13 protein-coding genes are annotated in these 17,971 nt (G+C 66.9%); 10 read left to right on the top strand and 3 right to left on the bottom strand.

Annotation, left to right across the window (positions count from 1 at the left end; genetic code table 11):
* The first annotated feature begins 79 nt into the window (after window positions 1-79).
* On the top strand, window positions 80-727 hold the full coding sequence (gene msrA, locus FOC67_RS28855; RefSeq protein WP_003095789.1) for a peptide-methionine (S)-S-oxide reductase MsrA: 648 nt from the start codon (window positions 80-82) through the stop codon (window positions 725-727).
* Window positions 728-730: 3 nt separating this feature from the next.
* On the opposite strand, the gene FOC67_RS28850 is transcribed toward msrA, so the two are convergent.
* Window positions 731-1,567, bottom strand: a complete 837-nt coding sequence (locus FOC67_RS28850) for a 23S rRNA (adenine(2030)-N(6))-methyltransferase RlmJ (RefSeq protein ID WP_003095790.1) — start codon at window positions 1,565-1,567, stop codon at window positions 731-733.
* Window positions 1,568-1,868: 301 nt separating this feature from the next.
* Here FOC67_RS28850 and FOC67_RS28845 point away from each other — a divergent pair, with 301 nt between their 5' ends.
* The 8 genes from FOC67_RS28845 (at window position 1,869) to FOC67_RS28810 (ending at window position 14,691) form a co-directional block, all read left to right on the top strand.
* Entirely contained in the window at window positions 1,869-3,671 is a 1,803-nt protein-coding gene (locus FOC67_RS28845) for an acyl-CoA dehydrogenase (protein WP_009314391.1), read from the top strand.
* Between the two features lie 292 nt (window positions 3,672-3,963).
* Complete coding sequence (locus FOC67_RS28840) at window positions 3,964-5,706, top strand: potassium/proton antiporter (RefSeq protein ID WP_003095795.1); 1,743 nt, start codon at window positions 3,964-3,966, stop codon at window positions 5,704-5,706.
* Between the two features lie 91 nt (window positions 5,707-5,797).
* Window positions 5,798-9,154 carry a mechanosensitive channel MscK gene (mscK, locus tag FOC67_RS28835; RefSeq protein ID WP_003095799.1) on the top strand — a complete coding sequence of 1,119 codons (3,357 nt, stop codon included), beginning with the start codon at window positions 5,798-5,800 and terminating at the stop codon, window positions 9,152-9,154.
* Between the two features lie 66 nt (window positions 9,155-9,220).
* The gene (gene selO, locus FOC67_RS28830) at window positions 9,221-10,681 is read left to right on the top strand and encodes a protein adenylyltransferase SelO (RefSeq protein WP_003116144.1); all 1,461 of its coding nucleotides are present in this window, start codon (window positions 9,221-9,223) and stop codon (window positions 10,679-10,681) included.
* A 150-nt stretch (window positions 10,682-10,831) separates the two neighbouring features.
* A complete protein-coding gene (locus FOC67_RS28825) occupies window positions 10,832-11,806 on the top strand; it encodes a sulfite exporter TauE/SafE family protein (RefSeq protein WP_003095804.1) in 975 nt (324 codons plus the stop codon).
* Between the two features lie 136 nt (window positions 11,807-11,942).
* Window positions 11,943-13,220: a bifunctional O-acetylhomoserine aminocarboxypropyltransferase/cysteine synthase gene (locus tag FOC67_RS28820; protein WP_003114564.1), complete on the top strand. Its 1,278-nt coding sequence runs from the start codon at window positions 11,943-11,945 to the stop codon at window positions 13,218-13,220.
* A 90-nt stretch (window positions 13,221-13,310) separates the two neighbouring features.
* Window positions 13,311-13,763 (top strand): YiiD C-terminal domain-containing protein, encoded by a 453-nt coding sequence (locus FOC67_RS28815; RefSeq protein WP_003114565.1) that lies wholly within the window; start codon window positions 13,311-13,313, stop codon window positions 13,761-13,763.
* 112 nt (window positions 13,764-13,875) lie between these two features.
* On the top strand, window positions 13,876-14,691 hold the full coding sequence (locus tag FOC67_RS28810) for a universal stress protein (protein ID WP_003095811.1): 816 nt from the start codon (window positions 13,876-13,878) through the stop codon (window positions 14,689-14,691).
* A 21-nt stretch (window positions 14,692-14,712) separates the two neighbouring features.
* Here FOC67_RS28810 and FOC67_RS28805 read toward each other — a convergent pair whose 3' ends face one another.
* Entirely contained in the window at window positions 14,713-15,480 is a 768-nt protein-coding gene (locus FOC67_RS28805) for a ParA family protein (RefSeq protein WP_003103688.1), read from the bottom strand.
* Window positions 15,481-15,570: 90 nt separating this feature from the next.
* Complete coding sequence (locus FOC67_RS28800; protein WP_003095817.1) at window positions 15,571-16,476, bottom strand: LysR family transcriptional regulator; 906 nt, start codon at window positions 16,474-16,476, stop codon at window positions 15,571-15,573.
* Between the two features lie 175 nt (window positions 16,477-16,651).
* On the opposite strand from FOC67_RS28800, the gene FOC67_RS28795 reads away from it, so the two are divergent.
* Window positions 16,652-17,968: an MFS transporter gene (locus FOC67_RS28795; protein ID WP_003103690.1), complete on the top strand. Its 1,317-nt coding sequence runs from the start codon at window positions 16,652-16,654 to the stop codon at window positions 17,966-17,968.
* Window positions 17,969-17,971 lie beyond the last annotated feature (3 nt).

The raw sequence follows: 17,971 nt of genomic DNA, 5'->3' as shown, positions 1-17,971 counted from the left end.
CCCGCCGGCGCGGAAAGGCTGTACTCTCTGTGCTCATCCGCGAGTCATTCGCCTACCCCCTGAGCAGGAGACGAGAGCCATGGTTCTGCGTTCTGAAATCCTCACCAAGAAAAGCGAGCTGCCCACGCCGGACCAGGCCCTGCCGGGTCGCGAAAGCGCCATGCCGGTGCCCGAAGCGCACTTCGTCAACGGCCGCCCGCTGACCGCGCCGTTCCCCGCCGGCCTGCAACAGGTGCTGTTCGGCATGGGCTGCTTCTGGGGCGCCGAGCGTCGCCTCTGGCAGCAACCGGGCGTCTGGGTGACTGCGGTGGGTTATGCCGGCGGCTACACGCCGAACCCGACCTACGACGAAGTCTGCTCCGGCCTGACCGGCCACAGCGAGGTCGTGCTGGTGGTCTACAACCCGCAGGAGACCAGCTTCGAACAGCTGCTCAAGGTATTCTGGGAAGCCCACGACCCGACCCAGGGCATGCGCCAGGGCGGCGACATCGGCACCCAGTACCGCTCGGTGATCTACACCTTCGACGCGGCCCAGAAGGCCGCGGCCATGGCCAGCCGGGAGAGCTTCCAGGCCGAACTGGCGAAAGCCGGCTACGACCGCATCACCACCGAGATCGCCGACGTCCCGCCCTTCTACTACGCCGAGGCCTACCACCAGCAGTACCTGGCGAAGAACCCCAACGGCTACTGCGGCCTGGGCGGCACCGGGGTGTGCCTGCCGGCCTGACGACTATTCCGCCACCAGCCAGTCGAGACGCCAGCCGCCCTGGCTCTGGGCCATGACCTCGGCCAGCCAGGGCAGCAGGTCGCGCAGTTCGTCCTCCAGCGGCCACGGCGGATTGACGATGGCCAGCCCGGAGCCGTTGAAACGCTCGGCGTCGTCGATCGGATGCACGTGCAGCTCGGCACGCAGCAGCTTCGGCGCGACGCTACGTTCCAGGGCCTGGTAGAAACGCTTGAGCTGGCGCTCGTCCTTGATCGGATACCAGATCACCACCACCGTCTGGCGCATCCGCCCGATCGCCTCGTCGAGCGCAGCGACACAACGCTGCAATTCGTCGGCCTGCTCGAACGGCGGATCGATCAGCAGCACCGCGCGCTTTTCCGGCGCCGGCAGGAACGCCCGCGGCAGCAGCCAACCGTCGCCCTGGTGCACGGCGACCCGCCGTTCGCCAGCCATGTTGGCCTTGAGCAGGCGGCCGTCCTCGGGATGCAGTTCGTTGAGCAGCACGCGGTCCTGGGCGCGGGTCAGGCGCCGTGCCAGTTCCGGCGAGCCCGGGTAGTAGCGCAGGGAGCCGTCCGGATTCAGGTGACGGATCACGTCCAGGTAATCGTCCAGTTGCTCAGGCAGGCCTTCGCGCTCCCACAGGCGGGCGATGCCCTGCTCCCACTCGCCGGTGCGGCTGGCCTCGTCACCCTGCAGGTCGTAGAGGCCGACCCCGGAATGGCTGTCCAGGTAGGCGTACGGCGTGTCCTTGCGCCCCAGCAGGGCGAAGATCCGCGCCAGCACCAGGTGCTTGAAGACATCGGCATGGTTGCCGGCGTGGTAAGCGTGACGATAGTTCATGATGACTGCTCCTTGGACAGCGCCAGGCAGCGCTGCTAGCCGGACCGCCCGGCCCCGGCGGATTCGCGCCGACCCCGCGTCGGCACAGGCCCTCGCCCATGGGCGAGGGGCGCGGATTCTACCAGCCTCCCGAGGCTTCGGCAGCGGTCTCGCCGTCGCAGGTTTGGCCCTTGTATCACGCATATCGATGTTGGTTGGCGACCTTCATTCACCAGCCTAGACTCGCTGGCACCCTGGCACCGCCTGCGACGGTCGATGCCTTCGCCGCGCCGCCCCACGATCCCCTTTCGCCGAGGTCGTCATGTCCGAAACCCTGCTCAGTTCCCGCAACCTGGCGTTCGAGCTGTACGAAGTCCTCGATGCCGAAGCCCTGACCCAGCGCCCGCGCTTCGCCGAACATAGCCGCGAAACCTTCGATGCCGCCCTCGGCACCGCGCGGAGCCTGGCGGAAAAGCTGTTCGCCCCGCATAACCGCAAGGGCGACGAACACGAGCCGCTCTATGAGAATGGCTCAGCCACGCTGATTCCGGAAGTGAAGCCGGCAGTGGATGCCTTCCTCGACGCCGGCTTCCTCAACGCCACCCGCAGCTTCGAGCAAGGCGGCATGCAGTTGCCGACCCTGCTGTCGCAGGCCTGCTTCGCCCACTTCCAGGCGGCCAACGTCGGTAGCTCGGCCTATCCGTTCCTGACCATGGGCGCCGCCAACCTGATCGAGAGCTTCGGCAGCGAGGAGCAGAAGCAGCGCTTCCTGCAACCGATGATCGAGGGCCGCTTCTTCGGCACCATGGCCCTCACCGAACCGCACGCCGGCTCCTCCCTCTCCGACATCCGTACCCGTGCCGAACCGGTCGCCGACGGCAGCTATCGGATCAAGGGCAACAAGATCTTCATCTCCGGCGGCGACCACCCGCTCTCCGAGAACATCGTACACATGGTCCTGGCCAAACTGCCGGATGCCCCGCCGGGGGTGAAAGGCATCTCGCTGTTCATCGTGCCGAAGTTCCTGGTCAACGCCGACGGCAGCCTCGGGCCGCGCAACGACGTGATCCTCGCCGGCCTGTTCCACAAGATGGGTTATCGCGGCACCACCTCCACCGCGCTGAACTTCGGCGACAACGGCGCCTGCGTCGGCTACCTGGTGGGCAAGCCGCACCACGGCCTGGCCTACATGTTCCAGATGATGAACGAGGCGCGCATCGGCGTCGGCATGGGCGCGGTGATGCTTGGCTATGCCGGTTACCTCTATTCGCTGGAGTACGCCCGCGAACGCCCGCAGGGCCGCCTGCCGGACGGCAAGGACCCGAGCGCGCCACAGGTGGCGATCATCCGCCACGCCGACGTGCGGCGCATGCTGCTGACCCAGAAGGCCTATGTCGAAGGCGCCTTCGACCTGGGCCTGTACGCCGCGCGCCTGTTCGACGATAGCCAGACCCTGGAGGACGACGAACAGCGCCGCCAGGCCCACGAACTGCTCGACCTGCTGACCCCGATCGTCAAGTCCTGGCCCTCGGAGTTCTGCCTGAAGGCCAACGAGCTGGCGATCCAGATCCTCGGCGGCCACGGCTACACCCGCGAATACCCGGTGGAACAGTACTACCGCGACAATCGCCTGAACCCGATCCACGAAGGCACCCACGGCATCCAGTCCCTCGACCTGCTGGGACGCAAGGTCGGGCAGAACAACGGCGCCGGCCTGCGCCAGCTGACCCGCCTGATCCAGGACGCCTGCCGGCGCGCCGAAGCCCATCCATCCCTGGCCGCCCTGCGCCAGCCGCTGGAACGGCTGGTGGCGCGGCTGTCCGAAGTGACCCTGGCGCTGCTCGGCGACCTGATGCAGAGCCAGGTCAACCAGGGCCTGGCCAACTCGGCGCTGTACCTGAAGGTGTTCGGCCATGCGGTGATCGGCTGGCGCTGGCTGGAGCAGGCGATCCGCGCCGAGGAAGGGCTGGCTCGCGGCGACTGCGCCGACGCCGACTTCTATCGCGGCAAGTTGCAGGCCGCTCGCTACTTCCTGACCTGGGAAGTGCCTGGCTGCCACCACGAACTGGCGCTGCTGGAGGCCCGCGACGACGTGTGTTCGAGCATGCAGGAAGAATGGTTCTGATCCTGCCTGCCCTTTCCCGCCCCGGTCACGTACGGGGCTTTTTTATGTCCTGGCATGAACGCCGGGTTGCCGTTGCCTGGCGGCCACGCCAGCGAGTTCGCGCGCACTCGCCCGGACAACGCGAAAGCCTCGGAATTCCTTCGAAAAAAACCGCCGACGCCCCTTTACAGTCCGCCAAATCCGCAGGTTAGAATCACTTGGCATGCGGCCTGCATCCTGTCTACGTAATTCCCCTACGTAAAACCGACCCGTAGCGTCGCCTTCCCCCTGTCCCGCCGCGAGGAGGCCGACCTTGGACGCCGTCACCGTCAATAATTTCTTCCTGATCGGGGCGGTGCTGGTCGGCATGAGCATCCTCGTCAGCTCGCTGTCCTCCCGCCTGGGCATCCCGATCCTGGTGATCTTCCTCGCCGTCGGCATGATCGCCGGCAACGATGGGGTCGGCGGCATCGTCTTCGACAACTATCCGGTGGCCTACCTGGTGGGCAACCTGGCGCTCGCCGTGATCCTCCTCGACGGCGGCCTGCGCACCCGCGTCTCCAGCTTCCGCGTGGCGCTCTGGCCGGCATTGTCGCTGGCCACCCTGGGCGTGCTGGTGACCACCGGCCTGACCGGCATCGCGGCGGCCTGGCTGTTCGACCTGCACTGGATGGAAGGCCTGCTGATCGGCGCCATCGTCGGCTCCACCGACGCCGCCGCGGTGTTCTCCCTGCTCGGCGGCAAAGGTCTCAACGAGCGGGTCACCGCGACCCTGGAGATCGAATCGGGCAGCAACGACCCGATGGCGGTATTCCTCACCGTGACCCTGATCGAGATGCTCGCCAGCGGCCAGACCGGCCTCAGCTGGGGCTTCGTCCTGCACCTGGTGCAGCAGTTCGGTCTCGGCGCCCTGCTCGGTCTCGGCGGCGGCTGGTTGCTGCTGCAACTGATCAACCGCATGCACCTGGCCGGCGGCCTCTACCCGCTGCTGGTGATTAGCGGCGGCCTGCTGGTGTTCGCCCTGGCCAACGCCGTCGGCGGCAGCGGCATCCTGGCCATCTACCTGTGCGGCCTGCTCCTCGGCAACCGCCCGATCCGCAGCCGCCACGGCATCCTGCACATGCTCGACGGCATGGCCTGGCTGGCGCAGATCGGCATGTTCCTGGTCCTCGGCCTGCTGGTCACCCCCCACGACCTGTGGCCGATCGCCCTGCCGGCGCTGGCCCTGGCGCTGTGGATGATCCTGGTGGCGCGGCCGCTGTCGGTGCTGATCGGACTGATCCCGTTCCGCGCCTTCCACGACCGCGAGAAGGCCTTCATCGCCTGGGTCGGCCTGCGCGGCGCGGTGCCGATCATCCTCGCGGTGTTCCCGCTGATGGCCGGCCTGCCGAACGCCCAGCTGTTCTTCAACGTGGCCTTCTTCATCGTCCTGGTCTCGCTGCTGGTGCAGGGCACCAGCCTGCCCTGGGCGGCCAGGCTGCTGCGGGTGGTGGTGCCGCCGGACCCGGCACCGATATCCCGCGCCGGCCTGGAGATCCACCCGACCAGCGAGTGGGAGCTGTTCGTCTACCACCTGAACAAGGAAAAGTGGTGCATCGGCGCCGCCCTGCGCGAGCTGAAGATGCCCGGCGGGACCCGGATCGCCGCGCTGTTCCGCGGCACCGAACTGCTCCACCCGTCGGGCAGCACCATCCTCGAGGCCGACGACATCCTCTGCGTGATCGGCCACGAACACGACCTGCCGGCCCTCGGCAAGCTGTTCAGCCAGGCGCCCGACCGCGGCCTCGGCGCGCGCTTCTTCGGCGACTTCGTGCTGGAAGGCGATGCCCAGCTGTCGGCGGTGGCCTCGCTCTACGGCCTGAAGCTCGACGGCATCGACGGCGAGCAAGCGCTGGGCCGCTTCATCGCCCACGAGATCGGCGGCGAAGCGGTGATCGGCGACCAGGTGGAGTGGAACGGCCTGACCTGGACCGTGGCCGCCCTGGAAGGCAACCGTATCCGCAAGGTCGGCGTGAAGTTTCCGGAAGGCCGCCCAGGGCCCGGACTTTTCCTCTGATTTCCTGTCGAATCCCCGTTCCGTGACGCCTTGCGGCGTCCCGGAGCCACCACTAACCTGCATTCACCCTTCTTCGAGTCTCTTCTCGACCATGCCTGCCCTCCGCTCCCTGATCGCTACTCTTTTCCTCGGCCTCTGCCTTGCCAGTCCGCCGCTCCTCGCCCAGTCCGAGCCGCCCTCGGCCGAAGCCGTCCAGCAAAGCCTCGACAAGCTGGCCGAACGCAAGCTCGCCGAAGCCGACCAGAAGGTCGTCAAGGCCAGACTCGAACAGACCCTCAAGTTCCTCGCCGCGCGCGACGAAGCGCTACAGAGCCTGGAAGACCTGAAAAAGCGCCTGAGCGACGCGCCCCGGCAGATCGAGGATAACCAGCGCGAACTGGAGCGCCTGAAGAAGACCCGCGAACGCCCGGTCAGCGAGCGCTACAGCGGCGAGAGCGTAGCCCGCCTGGAGATGCTGCTCAACGACCGCACCACCCAGCAGGCCGAGTGGCAGAAGGCCCTGGGCGAGGCCAACAGCCTGTCGATCACCGCCGAGACCCGCCCGGAACGAGCCCAGGCCGGCATCAGCAGCATGCAGGCACGAATCCTGGAGATCGGCTCGCTGCTCAAGGCCGGCAAGGAAAGCGGCAAGGCGATCAACGCCGACCGTCGCGGCGAGCTGCTCGCCGAGCAGGCCGCGCTGACCGTGCAGAGCCAGCTGTTGCGCCAGGAACTGGCCGGCAACAACCTGCTGCAGGACCTCGGCAAGAGCCAGCACGATCTGCTCACCGAGAAGATCTCGCGCCTGGAAAAAGAAACCCTCGACCTGCAGGCGCTGATCAGCGAGAAGCGCCGCGAGCAGTCGGAAAAGACCGTCGCCGAGCTGTCCAAGGAAGGCGCCCAGGGGGCCGGCACCGACAGCCTGCTGAGCCAGGAGAACGCCAAGAACCTGCGTCTCTCCGACTACCTGCTGCGCGCCACCGACCGCCTCAACGTGCTCACCCGGCGCAACCTCGAGACCAAGCAGCAACTGGACAACCTGACCCAGTCCAACCAGGCCCTCGAGGAACAGATCAACGTCCTGCGCGGCAGCCTGCTGCTGTCGCGCATCCTCTACAAGCAGAAACAGGCGCTGCCGAAGATCAAGACCGACCAGAGCCTGGCCGACGAGATCGCCGACCTGCGCCTCGGCCAGTTCGAACTGAACCAGGAACGCGACAAGCTGGCGACCCCGCAGCAATACCTGGACGACCTGCTCGCCCAGCAGCCCAGCGAGCAGGTCACGCCGGAACTGCGCAAGGATCTCGACACCCTGCTGGCAACCCGTTCCGAGCTGCTCGAACGGCTCAACCACGAACTCAACGCGCTGCTCAACGAAGCGATCACCTTGCAGTTGAACCAGAAGCAGTTGCTTTCCACCAGCGAGAGCCTGCGCACCACCCTCGACGAGCAGATGTTCTGGATTCCCAGCAACCAGCCGCTCGACCTGTCCTGGTTCAAGATGACCCCGACCCTGCTGAAGAACCAGCTCACCGAGATCCCCTGGGGCTCCGGGGTGCGTGAACTGGGCGAAGGCCTGGTCGATCGGCCGCTGCTGTTCTTGCCGCTGTTCCTGCTGATCGCCGCGCTGCTGTGGAAACGCCGCTACCTGTACGACAAGCTGGCGGAGCTGAACGACGACATCGGCCACTTCAAGCGCGACAGCCAGCTGCATACCCCGCTGGCGATCCTGATCACCATCCTCCTCGCCCTGCCCGGCACCCTGACCTTCGCCGTCGCCGGCCTGGCCCTGCTGCTGGACGCCCGCGGCCAGAACGCCACCCTCGGCAGCGCCCTGCTGGAAATGGCTCAGGTCTGGCTGCTGTTCTACACCGCCCATCGCATCCTCACCCCGGGCGGCATCGCCGAGCGGCATTTCCACTGGAGCCGCGAACAGGTCGGCTTCCTCGACAGGCACCTGGTCCGCCTCGGCGTTGTGGTCCTGGCGCTGGTCGGCGTGGTGACGGTGGCCGAGCACCAGCCGGCGAGCCTGGCCGACGACGTGATCGGCATCGCCGTGGTCCTGCTCGGCTACGCGGCCATGGCCTGGCTGCTCAGCCGCCTGCTGTTCAGCAGCCCCGGCGACGAGCGTCCGTCGCTGATCAAGATGATCGTCGGCCTCCTCTTCACCGCGCTGCCGCTGGTGCTCTTCGTCGCGGTCTGCTTCGGCTACTACTACACCTCGCTGAAGCTCACCGACCGTCTCATCGATACCCTCTACCTGCTGCTGCTCTGGTTCGTCATCGAAGCCGCCTTCGTCCGCGGCCTGGGCGTGGCGGCCCGGCGCCTGGCCTACGCCCGGGCCCTGGCGAAACGGCAGAACGCGGCGAAGGAAGGCGTCGACGGCGAGACCAACGTCGAGGAGCCGACCCTCGGCATCGAGCAGATCAACCAGCAATCGCTGCGGCTGATCCGCCTGGCCCTGCTGATCGGCTTCATCGTCTGCCTGTACTGGGTCTGGGCCGACCTGATCAGCGTGATCTCCTACCTCGACAACGTCACCCTGTACCAGTACACCGCCGGCACCGGCGAAGCGGCCACCAGCGTGCCGATCAGCCTGCGCGACTTCCTCGCGGCGCTGGCCATCGCGGTGGTCACCGTGGCCCTGGCGCGCAACCTGCCCGGCCTGCTGGAGGTATTGGTGCTACAGCGCCTGACCCTGGCCCAGGGCAGCGCCTACGCCACCACCACCCTGCTTTCCTATGCCATCAGCGGCATCGGCATCGTCAGCGCCCTGTCCACCCTCGGGGTCAGCTGGGACAAGCTGCAATGGCTGGTGGCGGCGCTCTCGGTAGGCCTCGGCTTCGGCCTGCAGGCGATCTTCTCCAACTTCGTCTCCGGCCTGATCATCCTTTTCGAGCGTCCGGTGCGAATCGGCGACGTGGTGACCATCGGCAACCTGTCCGGCACGGTCAGTCGGATCCGCATCCGCGCCACCACCATCACCGATTTCGACCGCAAGGAGATCATCGTCCCGAACCAGACCTTCATCACCGGGCAGTTGGTGAACTGGTCGCTGAGCGATACCGTGACCCGGGTCACCATCAAGATCGGCCTGGCCTACGAGACCGACCTGCCGCTGGCGCGCAAGCTGATGATGCAGGCGGTCAAGGAAAACCCGCGGGTACTGCGCGACCCGGAGCCGCTGCTGTACTTCCTGACCATCAGCGCCAGTACCTTCGACTACGAGCTGCGCTTCCACGTCCGCGAACTGGGCGACCGCAACCCCTCCACCGACGAGATCCTGACGAAGATCGCCACCAGCTTCCGCGAACACAAGATCGACATGGCTTTCAACCAGGTCGATGTGTTCGTCAAGAACCTCCAGGGCCAGCAGGTCCAGCTGTTCGTCGGCGAGCCACAGCACAGCGGCGTCGGCAATCCGCCCGCGCTCAAGGGCCAGGACGGTCCCGCCGAACCGACCCGCTGAACCTCCGGGCCTGGACGCCCTCCGGCAATTCCCAGCACAATGCTCGGGAATTGCCGGAGGCCTCTCTTGAAATCACTCGACGACCTCGACTTCGACAACCGCTTCGCCCGCCTGGGCGACGCCTTCTCCACCGAAGTCCTGCCCGACCCCATCGCCGAGCCGCGCCTGGTGGTAGCCAGCCCCGCCGCCCTGGCGCTGCTCGACCTGCCAGCGGAAACCAGTGACGAAGCGCTGTTCGCCGAGCTGTTCGGCGGGCACAAGCTGTGGTCGGAGGCCGAGCCGCGGGCGATGGTGTATTCCGGCCACCAGTTCGGCTCCTATAACCCGCGCCTGGGCGACGGCCGCGGCCTGCTGCTCGGCGAGGTGATCAACCAGGCCGGCGAGCACTGGGACCTGCACCTCAAGGGCGCCGGCCAGACCCCCTACTCGCGGATGGGCGACGGGCGCGCCGTGCTGCGCTCGTCGATCCGCGAGTTCCTCGCCTCCGAAGCCCTTCCGGCACTGGGCATTCCCAGCAGCCGGGCGCTCTGCGTGATCGGTTCGAGCACGCCGGTCTGGCGCGAGAAGAAGGAAAGCGCGGCGACGCTGCTGCGCCTGGCGCCCAGCCACGTGCGCTTCGGTCACTTCGAATACTTCTACTACACCCGCCAGCACGACCAGTTGAAACAGTTGGCGGCGTTCGTCCTGGAACACCACTTCGCCGACTGCAACGCAGCCGAGCGGCCGTACGCGGCGATGTTCCGCCAGGTCGTCGAGCGCAACGCCGAACTCATCGCCCGCTGGCAGGCCTATGGCTTCTGCCACGGGGTGATGAACACCGACAACATGTCGATCCTCGGCATTACCTTCGACTACGGGCCCTACGCCTTCCTCGACGATTTCGACGCCAATCACATCTGCAATCACTCCGACGACGCCGGCCGCTACTCCTTCAGCAACCAGGTACCGATCGCCCATTGGAACCTGGCCGCCCTGGCCCAGGCGCTGACGCCACTGGTGGAAGTGGACGAACTGCGCGCCAGCCTCGACCTGTTCCTGCCCCTCTACCAGGCCCACTACCTCGACCTGATGCGCCGGCGCCTGGGCCTGGGCGTCGCCGCGGAGAACGACCAGGCCCTGGTCCAGGAACTGTTGCAGCGCATGCAGGGCAGCGCGGTGGATTACTCGCTGTTCTTCCGCCGACTCGGCGAAGAAACTCCGGAGCGGGCGCTGGCCAGCCTGCGCGACGACTTCGTCGACCGCGAGGCCTTCGACCGCTGGGCCGAGGCCTACCGCCGGCGCGTCGAGGAAGAAGGCGGAGACCAGGAGTCGCGGCGCCGGCGCATGCACGCGGTCAATCCGCTCTATGTGCTACGCAACTACCTGGCACAGCAGGCTATCGAAGCGGCCGAGCAGGGCGACTACACGGAAGTCCGCTTGCTGCACCAGGTGCTGAGTCGCCCGTTCGAGGAACAGCCGGGCATGGAGCGCTTCACTCGGCGCCCACCGGACTGGGGGCGGCACCTGGAAATCAGTTGCTCCTCCTGACGGGATGCCCTGACAGAACGGCGGCCGATAATGCCGCAATGGAATAAATACCTTCGGAAAACTTCTTAGACGCACTAAGAAAAGCCGATTATCTTCGCCGCCACACTTATTCCAGCCTGTTCTACCACCTCCTGTCAGGCGCCTTGCCGCATGAAGATACGCGACCTCGATCTCAGCCAGAGTTCGATCAACACCGAACACCAGGCGCTAGGTCTGCCTCCTGTCGAAGATTTCGTCACCCATCCGGACGACCACCCGGTACTGCGCGCCGCCATGTGGGCGGCGGTGCTGATCCTGGTCGGCCTGCTCGCCTTCCTGGCCTGGCGCCTGTTCTTCGACAACGGCGGCAGCAACGGCTTCGAGATCATCGAGCAGGCCCTGACCAGCCGGGGTTTCTGGAGCGCGGTGGCGGTGGGCTTCTTCGCCCAGGTGATCGACGGTGCGCTGGGCATGGCCTATGGCATCACCGCGACTACCTTCCTGCTCAGCGCTGGTGCCACGCCGGCCGCTGCCAGCGCCAGCGTGCACATCGCCGAAGTGTTCACCACCGGCTTTTCCGGGATTTCCCACGTCAAGCTCGGCAACGTCAACAAGTCACTCTTCCTCCGCCTGCTGCTGCCGGGAATGATCGGCGCGGTGCTCGGCGCCGTGCTGATAACCCGCTTCGACGGCCACCAGCTCAAGCCCTTCATCTCCGCCTACCTGCTGCTGATGGGCCTGTACATCCTGAGCAAGGCCTACCGCCACGTGATCAAGCGCCGGGCACCGCGCCACGTGGCCAAGCTGGCACTCTTCGGCGGCTTCGTCGATGCTGCCGGCGGCGGCGGCTGGGGCCCGGTGGTCACCAGCAGCCTGATCGGCTCGGGTAGCGACCCGCGCACCACCATCGGCTCGGTGAACTTCGCCGAGTTCTTCCTGACCATCGCCAGCGCCACCTCCTTCATCCTCCTCGCCGGCCAGCCGGACACCTGGAAGATGGTCGCCGGGCTGGTCTTCGGCGGCCTGTTCGCCGCACCGTTCGCCGCCCTGCTGTGCAAGAAGCTTTCGCCGCGCACCCTGCTGGTCATCGTCGGCACCCTGATCACCCTGATCAGCGCCTACAACATCTACATCGGCCTGCGCTGAAACCGACGCCGCCGCTCAGGCATAAGCGGCGAACACAACGGTCTAACCAGGCACGCTTTTCCTTGCCCGGGCGCATTGACCCGCCCGGCGCGCTTTCCCATGCTGCGTCCTTCCAATCTGCCCGAAGGAACGCTGCATGAAACTGGAAACCCTGGCCGTCCACGCCGGCTACAGCCCTGACCCGACCACCCGCGCGGTGGCGGTGCCGATCTACCAGACCACCTCCTACGCCTTCGACGACACCCAGCATGGCGCCGACCTGTTCGACCTGAAGGTACCGGGCAACATCTACACACGGATCATGAACCCCACCAACGACGTACTGGAACAGCGCGTCGCGGCGCTGGAAGGCGGGGTCGGGGCGCTGGCGGTGGCCTCGGGGATGGCGGCCATCACCTACGCGATCCAGACCGTCGCCGAGGCCGGCGACAACATCGTCTCGGTCGCCAAGCTCTACGGCGGCACCTACAACCTGCTGGCCCACACCCTGCCACGCATCGGCATCCAGGCGCGCTTCGCCGCCCACGACGACGTCGCCGCCCTGGAAGCGCTGATCGACGAGCGGACCAAGGCCGTGTTCTGCGAAACCATCGGCAACCCGGCGGGCAACATCATCGACCTGCAGGCACTGGCCGACGCCGCTCACCGCCACGGCGTGCCGCTGATCGTCGACAACACGGTAGCCACCCCGGTGCTCTGCCGGCCGTTCGAGCACGGCGCCGACATCGTCGTGCACTCGCTGACCAAGTACATGGGCGGCCACGGCACCAGCATCGGCGGGATCGTGGTCGACTCCGGCAAATTCGACTGGGCGGCGAACAAGTCGCGCTTCCCGCTGCTGAACACGCCCGATCCGTCCTACCACGGCGTCACCTACACCGAGGCCTTCGGACCCGCCGCCTTCATCGGCCGCTGCCGGGTGGTACCGCTGCGCAACATGGGCGCGGCGCTCTCGCCGTTCAACGCCTTCCTCATCCTCCAAGGCCTGGAGACCCTGGCGCTGCGCATGGAGCGCCACTGCGACAACGCCCTCGCCGTGGCCCGCTACCTGCAGCAGCATCCGCAGGTGGCCTGGGTGAAATACGCCGGCCTCGCCGACAACCCCGAGCACGCCCTGGCCCGGCGCTACCTGGGGGGCCGCCCGGCGGCGATCCTGTCTTTCGGCATCCAGGGCGGCAGCGCCGCCGGCGCGCGCTTCATCGACGCCTTGAAGCTGGTGGTGCGGCTGGTCAACATCGGCGACGCCAAGTCCCTGGCCTGCCACCCGGCGAGCACCACCCACCGCCAGTTGAACGCGGAGGAACTGGCCCGCGCCGGAGTCTCCGACGACATGGTGCGGCTGTCGATCGGCATCGAGCACATCGACGACATCCTCGCCGACCTCGACCAGGCCCTGGCCGCCGCCGCACGCTGAGCGGATCGGTCAGTCCGGGCGAGCGTTTCGGTCCTTGCCCGGCCTGGCCGGCCGGCTAGTCTGGCTGGGATCCCCGACATGGAGAGCGCCATGCCACTGCCCACCGAACTCGCCAGGCACCTGACCGAAGAAAAGATCGCCTTCGTCCAGCGCAGCGGACTCAGGGCGGAAGTCCTCGAACCCGGCTACGTGCGCCTGCGCATGCCGGGCGCCGGCAACGAGAACCACATCGGCAGCATGTACGCCGGGGCGCTCTTCACCCTCGCCGAACTTCCCGGTGGCGCGCTGTTCCTGACCAGCTTCGACAGCGCCCGCTTCTATCCCATCGTCAAGGAGATGACCTTGCGCTTCCGCCGCCCGGCCAAGGGCGACATCCGCGTCGAGGCACGCCTGGATGCCGAGCGCATCCGCCAACTGGAAACCGAGGCCGGGGAGCGCGGCAAGGCCGAATACAGCCTCGAACTGCAACTCACCGACGAGCAGGGCGAGGTAGTGGCGGAAAGCGCCGCGCTGTACCAGCTACGCAGCCACGCGCGACCCTGACTGGCAGATTTCGCAGGGCCCGGCGAAGGTTTTTTCTGCCGTGGATCAAGGTCCGTAGCGAGCTGCGGCGCGACAGTGGGGAAGCCAGCGTAGCCATCCCACGGAGTCCGCCATGATCCGCCACCTCCTGGTCGCCCACGACCTCACCCCGGAAGCCGACGTCGCCCTCGCCCGCGCCGCCCAGTTGGCCCGCCAGCACGATGCGCGGGTCAGTCTGCTGCACGTGTACGACCCGGGGCTATCGGCGTCGGCGGTGAAGACCGTCAGCGCCATGCTGCAACTCAAACGCAAGGAGGCCGGCCTCGACGAGGACAGCGCCATCCACCTGTTCAGGGGCCAACCGATCGACGGCATCCTGCAGCAGACCCGGGCGCTCGAACCGGACCTGCTGCTGATGGGCGCACACCACCAGAAGACCTTCGAACGCTTCGGCAACACCACCCTCGACCAGGTGGTGCGGCGCAGCCGGGTGCCGGTGCTGCTCGCCGTGCGCGAGGCGGACGAACCCTACCGCCAGGCGCTCAGCGCCCTGGACTTTTCCCAGTGCGCCTGTACCGCGCTGCGCCAGGCCTACCGCCTGCTGCCGGTGGAAGCCGACCTGCACGCCCTGCACGTGTTCGAGTCCCCCGACGACGGCGTGCTCGGCCTGCCCCGGCAGAATGCCGCGCACCTGGCCACCCAGGCCGGGCTGATCGAACAATTGCTGAGCGACGAGCAGGAGCGCCTGCCGGGCGTCGGGCCGCAGCTGAGCCACGAGGTGGTTCCCGGCGTGCTGCCGTACAGCCTGGACGCCGCGTTGAAGCAGCGCCAGCCGGAGCTGCTCGCCCTCGGCCGGCACAGCCGAAACGCGCTGATGCAGGCGCTGCTCGGCAACCTGGCGCAGCGTTACCTGCGCCAGCCGAGCTGCGACGTCCTGGTTACCTCGTAGAAGCGCTGCCGCAGAGGCTGCTCAGCTTTCGAGCAGCCCGTGCAACTCGACGAACTGCTGGGTCAGCTTGTGCCGCGGTTCGAGGAAGATCAGCGGGGTGCAAGCCTGGTGCGACTCGCGCATCTTCACCGAACTCATCAGGTACACCGGCAGCACCGGCAGTTCCTCCGCCACCAGCTCGTCGAGCAGTTGCTGCGGCAGGCTGGCGCGCGGCTGGAACTGGTTGACCACGATGCCCTCGACCTGCAGGTCTTCGTTGTGGTCGTCGCGCAGTTCCTCGATCTCCTGGAGAAGGCCATACAGCGCCTGGCGGGAGAAGCTGTCGCAATCGAAGGGAATCAGGCAGCGATCGGCAGCGATCAGCGCAGATACCGTGTAGAAATTCAGTGCCGGCGGGGTATCCAGGTAGATCCGGTCGTAGTCTTCGTCCAGTTCGTCCAGCAATTTGCGCAGCTTGTTGATCTTGTGCTTCGACTCCAGCTTCGGCTGCAGGTCGGCCAGTTCGGGGCTGGAGGTGACGATGTGCAGGTTGTCGAACGGCGTCTCGTAGATCTCGACCCTGCCCTTCTTGCTGAAGGGCCCGGAAGACAAGGTCTGCTTGAAGAAGTCGGCGATCCCCACCGGCAGGTCCTCGCCGGTCAGTCCGGTCAGGTAGTGCGTGGAGTTGGCCTGGGCGTCCAGGTCCACCAGCAGGGTGCGATAGCCCTCCGCCGCGCTGACCGCCGCCAGGTTGCAGGCGATGCTGGACTTGCCTACCCCGCCTTTCTGATTGAACACCACGCGCCGCATGGGAAATCTCCGTGAGCCGAGCCTGATCCCGGATGATAGGCAAAGCCGCGGGCAAGCGCGAGCGCCGTCTCGGCCCTGACGTAGAGCGGTTCAGCGCCGGCGCAGGCTGGCCGCCTCGCGGGTCACCAGGTCGATGAAGGACAGCGCCAGCGGCGAGCCCTCGTTCTGCCGGCGGACCAGCCATACCGCAGTCGTCGCCTCGGGATCGCTCAGGGTGCGGTAGACCACGCCGTCGACCCGGGTGCGGCGGAACGACGCCGGCAGGATCGACACCCCCAGTCCGGCCGAGACCAGGCCGATGATGGTCATCGCCTCGCTGGCCTCCTGGGCGATGCGCGGGCTGAAGCCGGCCTGTCGGGTCAGGGCGATGACCTGGTCGTAGAGCCCGGTGCCGTAGCTGCGCGGGAAGAACACGAAGGGCTCCTCGGCCAGGGCGGCGATGGCCAGGCCATCCTCGCTGCCGGCCGCCAGCGGATGGTCGGCCCGCAGCACCGCCACCAGCGGTTCGCGGAACAACTCCACCCAATGCACCGCATCCGGCAGCGCCAGCGGGCGGATCACGCCCACCTGCAGGCTTTCCTCGAGCAGCGCCTTGAGTACCTGGCGGCTGCTCATTTCCTGCAGGTCGAGGTGTACGTCCGGATAGGCCTTGCGGAAGGCATGGATGCTGCTGGGTATGGTCGAGGTGAAGGGTGCCGAGGAAGTGAAACCGATCTTCAGCTCGCCCAGTTCCCCCAGGTGGGCGCGACGCGCCAGCAGCACCGCCTTGTCTACCTGGGCCAGCACCTGGCGGGACTCGTCGAGGAACAGCCGGCCGGCGTCGGTGAGTTCGACGCGGCGGTTGGTGCGCTCGAACAGGCGCGCACCGATTTCCTCCTCCAGCGCCTGGATCTGCTGGCTCAACGGCGGCTGGGAGATCCCCAGGCGCTCGGCGGCGCGGCCGAAGTGCAGCTCCTCGGCGACGGCGATGAAATAGCGCAGGTGCCTGAGTTCCAAGCGGCCCCTCCTATTAGGTGTTTTTACATATCAATCGTGTCGATCAATATATTGGAAATCATATAAACCTATCTATATCCTTTGCCACATAACCTCCAACAACGACCCCTTGTCCCTGAAATCCAGGTGGCGCGGCCTCGTTGTGCCTGCTCGCCACCGTCCCCAGAGGTGCCCCGTGAGCAATCCGCAAGTCCGGCCACAGGCCGAAGAAGAACCCGCGTTAATCGAGGCGGCCCGCGAAGCAGCCAACGAGGTGCTGGAAGCCGCCACCGAAGTCGAACGCTATATCGAAAAAGGCACCCCGCAGTTCATGCGCACCTCGCTGGCGCTGTTCTCCGGCGGTTTCGCCACCTTTGCCCTGCTCTACTGCATCCAGCCGATGATGCCGGTGCTGTCCAAGGCGTTTTCCATCAGCGCCGCGGAAAGCAGCCTGGCATTGTCCGTCGCCACCGCCATGCTCGCCCTTGGTCTGCTGGTCACCGGCCCGATCTCCGACGCGATCGGCCGCAAGCCGGTGATGGTCGTCTCGCTGCTGGCCGCCGCGCTGTTCACCCTCGGCAGCGCGGTGATGCCCACCTGGCATGGCGTGCTGCTGATGCGCGCGCTGGTCGGGCTGTCCTTGAGCGGCCTGGCCGCGGTGGCGATGACCTATCTCAGCGAAGAGATCCATCCGCAGCACATCGGCTTGTCGATGGGCCTGTACATCGGCGGCAACGCCATCGGCGGGATGAGCGGACGCCTGATCAGCGGCGTCCTGGTCGATTTCATCTCCTGGCATGCCGCACTGGCGGTCCTCGGCGGCCTGGCCCTGGTCGCCGCGCTGGTGTTCTGGCGCGTGCTGCCCGAGTCGAAACACTTCCGGCCGGCACCGCTGAAGCCGGCGACCCTGCTCAACGGCTACCGCTTGCACTTCCGCGACGCCGGACTGCCCTGGCTGTTCCTGATCGGCTTCCTGCTGATGGGCAGCTTCGTCACCCTGTTCAACTACATCGGCTACCGCCTGCTGGCCGAGCCCTACCACATGAGCCAGGCGGTGGTCGGCGTGCTCTCGGTGGTTTACCTCTCGGGCATCTACAGCTCGGCCTGGGTCGGTTCGCTGGCCGACAAGCTGGGGCGACGCAAGGTGCTCTGGGCGGTCATCCTGCTGATGCTCGGCGGCCTGCTGCTGACCCTGTTCGAGCCGATCCCGCTGATGCTCGCCGGCCTGCTGCTGTTCACCTTCGGCTTCTTCGGCGCGCACTCGGTGGCGAGCAGCTGGATCGGGCGCCGCGCCCTGCGCGCCAAGGGCCAGGCCTCGTCGCTCTATCTGTTCAGCTACTACGTCGGCTCGAGCCTGGCCGGCACCCTCGGCGGGGTGTTCTGGCATTACTACGGCTGGAACGGCATCGGGCTGTTCATCGGCTCGCTGCTGGTGGTCGCGGTATTGGTCTCGCTGCACCTGGCGCGCCTGCCGGCCCTGCCTGGCAACACCCTGGCGCAGGCCGCCCACTGAGTT

Origin of the sequence: Pseudomonas sp. FDAARGOS_761, from assembly GCF_013343155.1 — a bacterium.
GTDB classification, from domain to species: domain Bacteria; phylum Pseudomonadota; class Gammaproteobacteria; order Pseudomonadales; family Pseudomonadaceae; genus Pseudomonas; species Pseudomonas aeruginosa.
Note: the sequence above shows the minus strand (reverse complement) of the source record. Positions and strands in the feature narration are given on the sequence as shown.

Bases quoted from the DNA above. Each gene is read 5' to 3' on its own strand.
- msrA (WP_003095789.1), top strand. From the start codon at position 80: ATGGTTCTGCGTTCTGAAATCCTCACCAAGAAAAGCGAGCTGCCCACG.
- FOC67_RS28850 (WP_003095790.1), bottom strand. From the start codon at position 1,567: ATGAACTATCGTCACGCTTACCACGCCGGCAACCATGCCGATGTCTTC.
- FOC67_RS28845 (WP_009314391.1), top strand. From the start codon at position 1,869: ATGTCCGAAACCCTGCTCAGTTCCCGCAACCTGGCGTTCGAGCTGTAC.
- mscK (WP_003095799.1), top strand. From the start codon at position 5,798: ATGCCTGCCCTCCGCTCCCTGATCGCTACTCTTTTCCTCGGCCTCTGC.
- FOC67_RS28825 (WP_003095804.1), top strand. From the start codon at position 10,832: ATGAAGATACGCGACCTCGATCTCAGCCAGAGTTCGATCAACACCGAA.
- FOC67_RS28820 (WP_003114564.1), top strand. From the start codon at position 11,943: ATGAAACTGGAAACCCTGGCCGTCCACGCCGGCTACAGCCCTGACCCG.
- FOC67_RS28815 (WP_003114565.1), top strand. From the start codon at position 13,311: ATGCCACTGCCCACCGAACTCGCCAGGCACCTGACCGAAGAAAAGATC.
- FOC67_RS28810 (WP_003095811.1), top strand. From the start codon at position 13,876: ATGATCCGCCACCTCCTGGTCGCCCACGACCTCACCCCGGAAGCCGAC.
- FOC67_RS28805 (WP_003103688.1), bottom strand. From the start codon at position 15,480: ATGCGGCGCGTGGTGTTCAATCAGAAAGGCGGGGTAGGCAAGTCCAGC.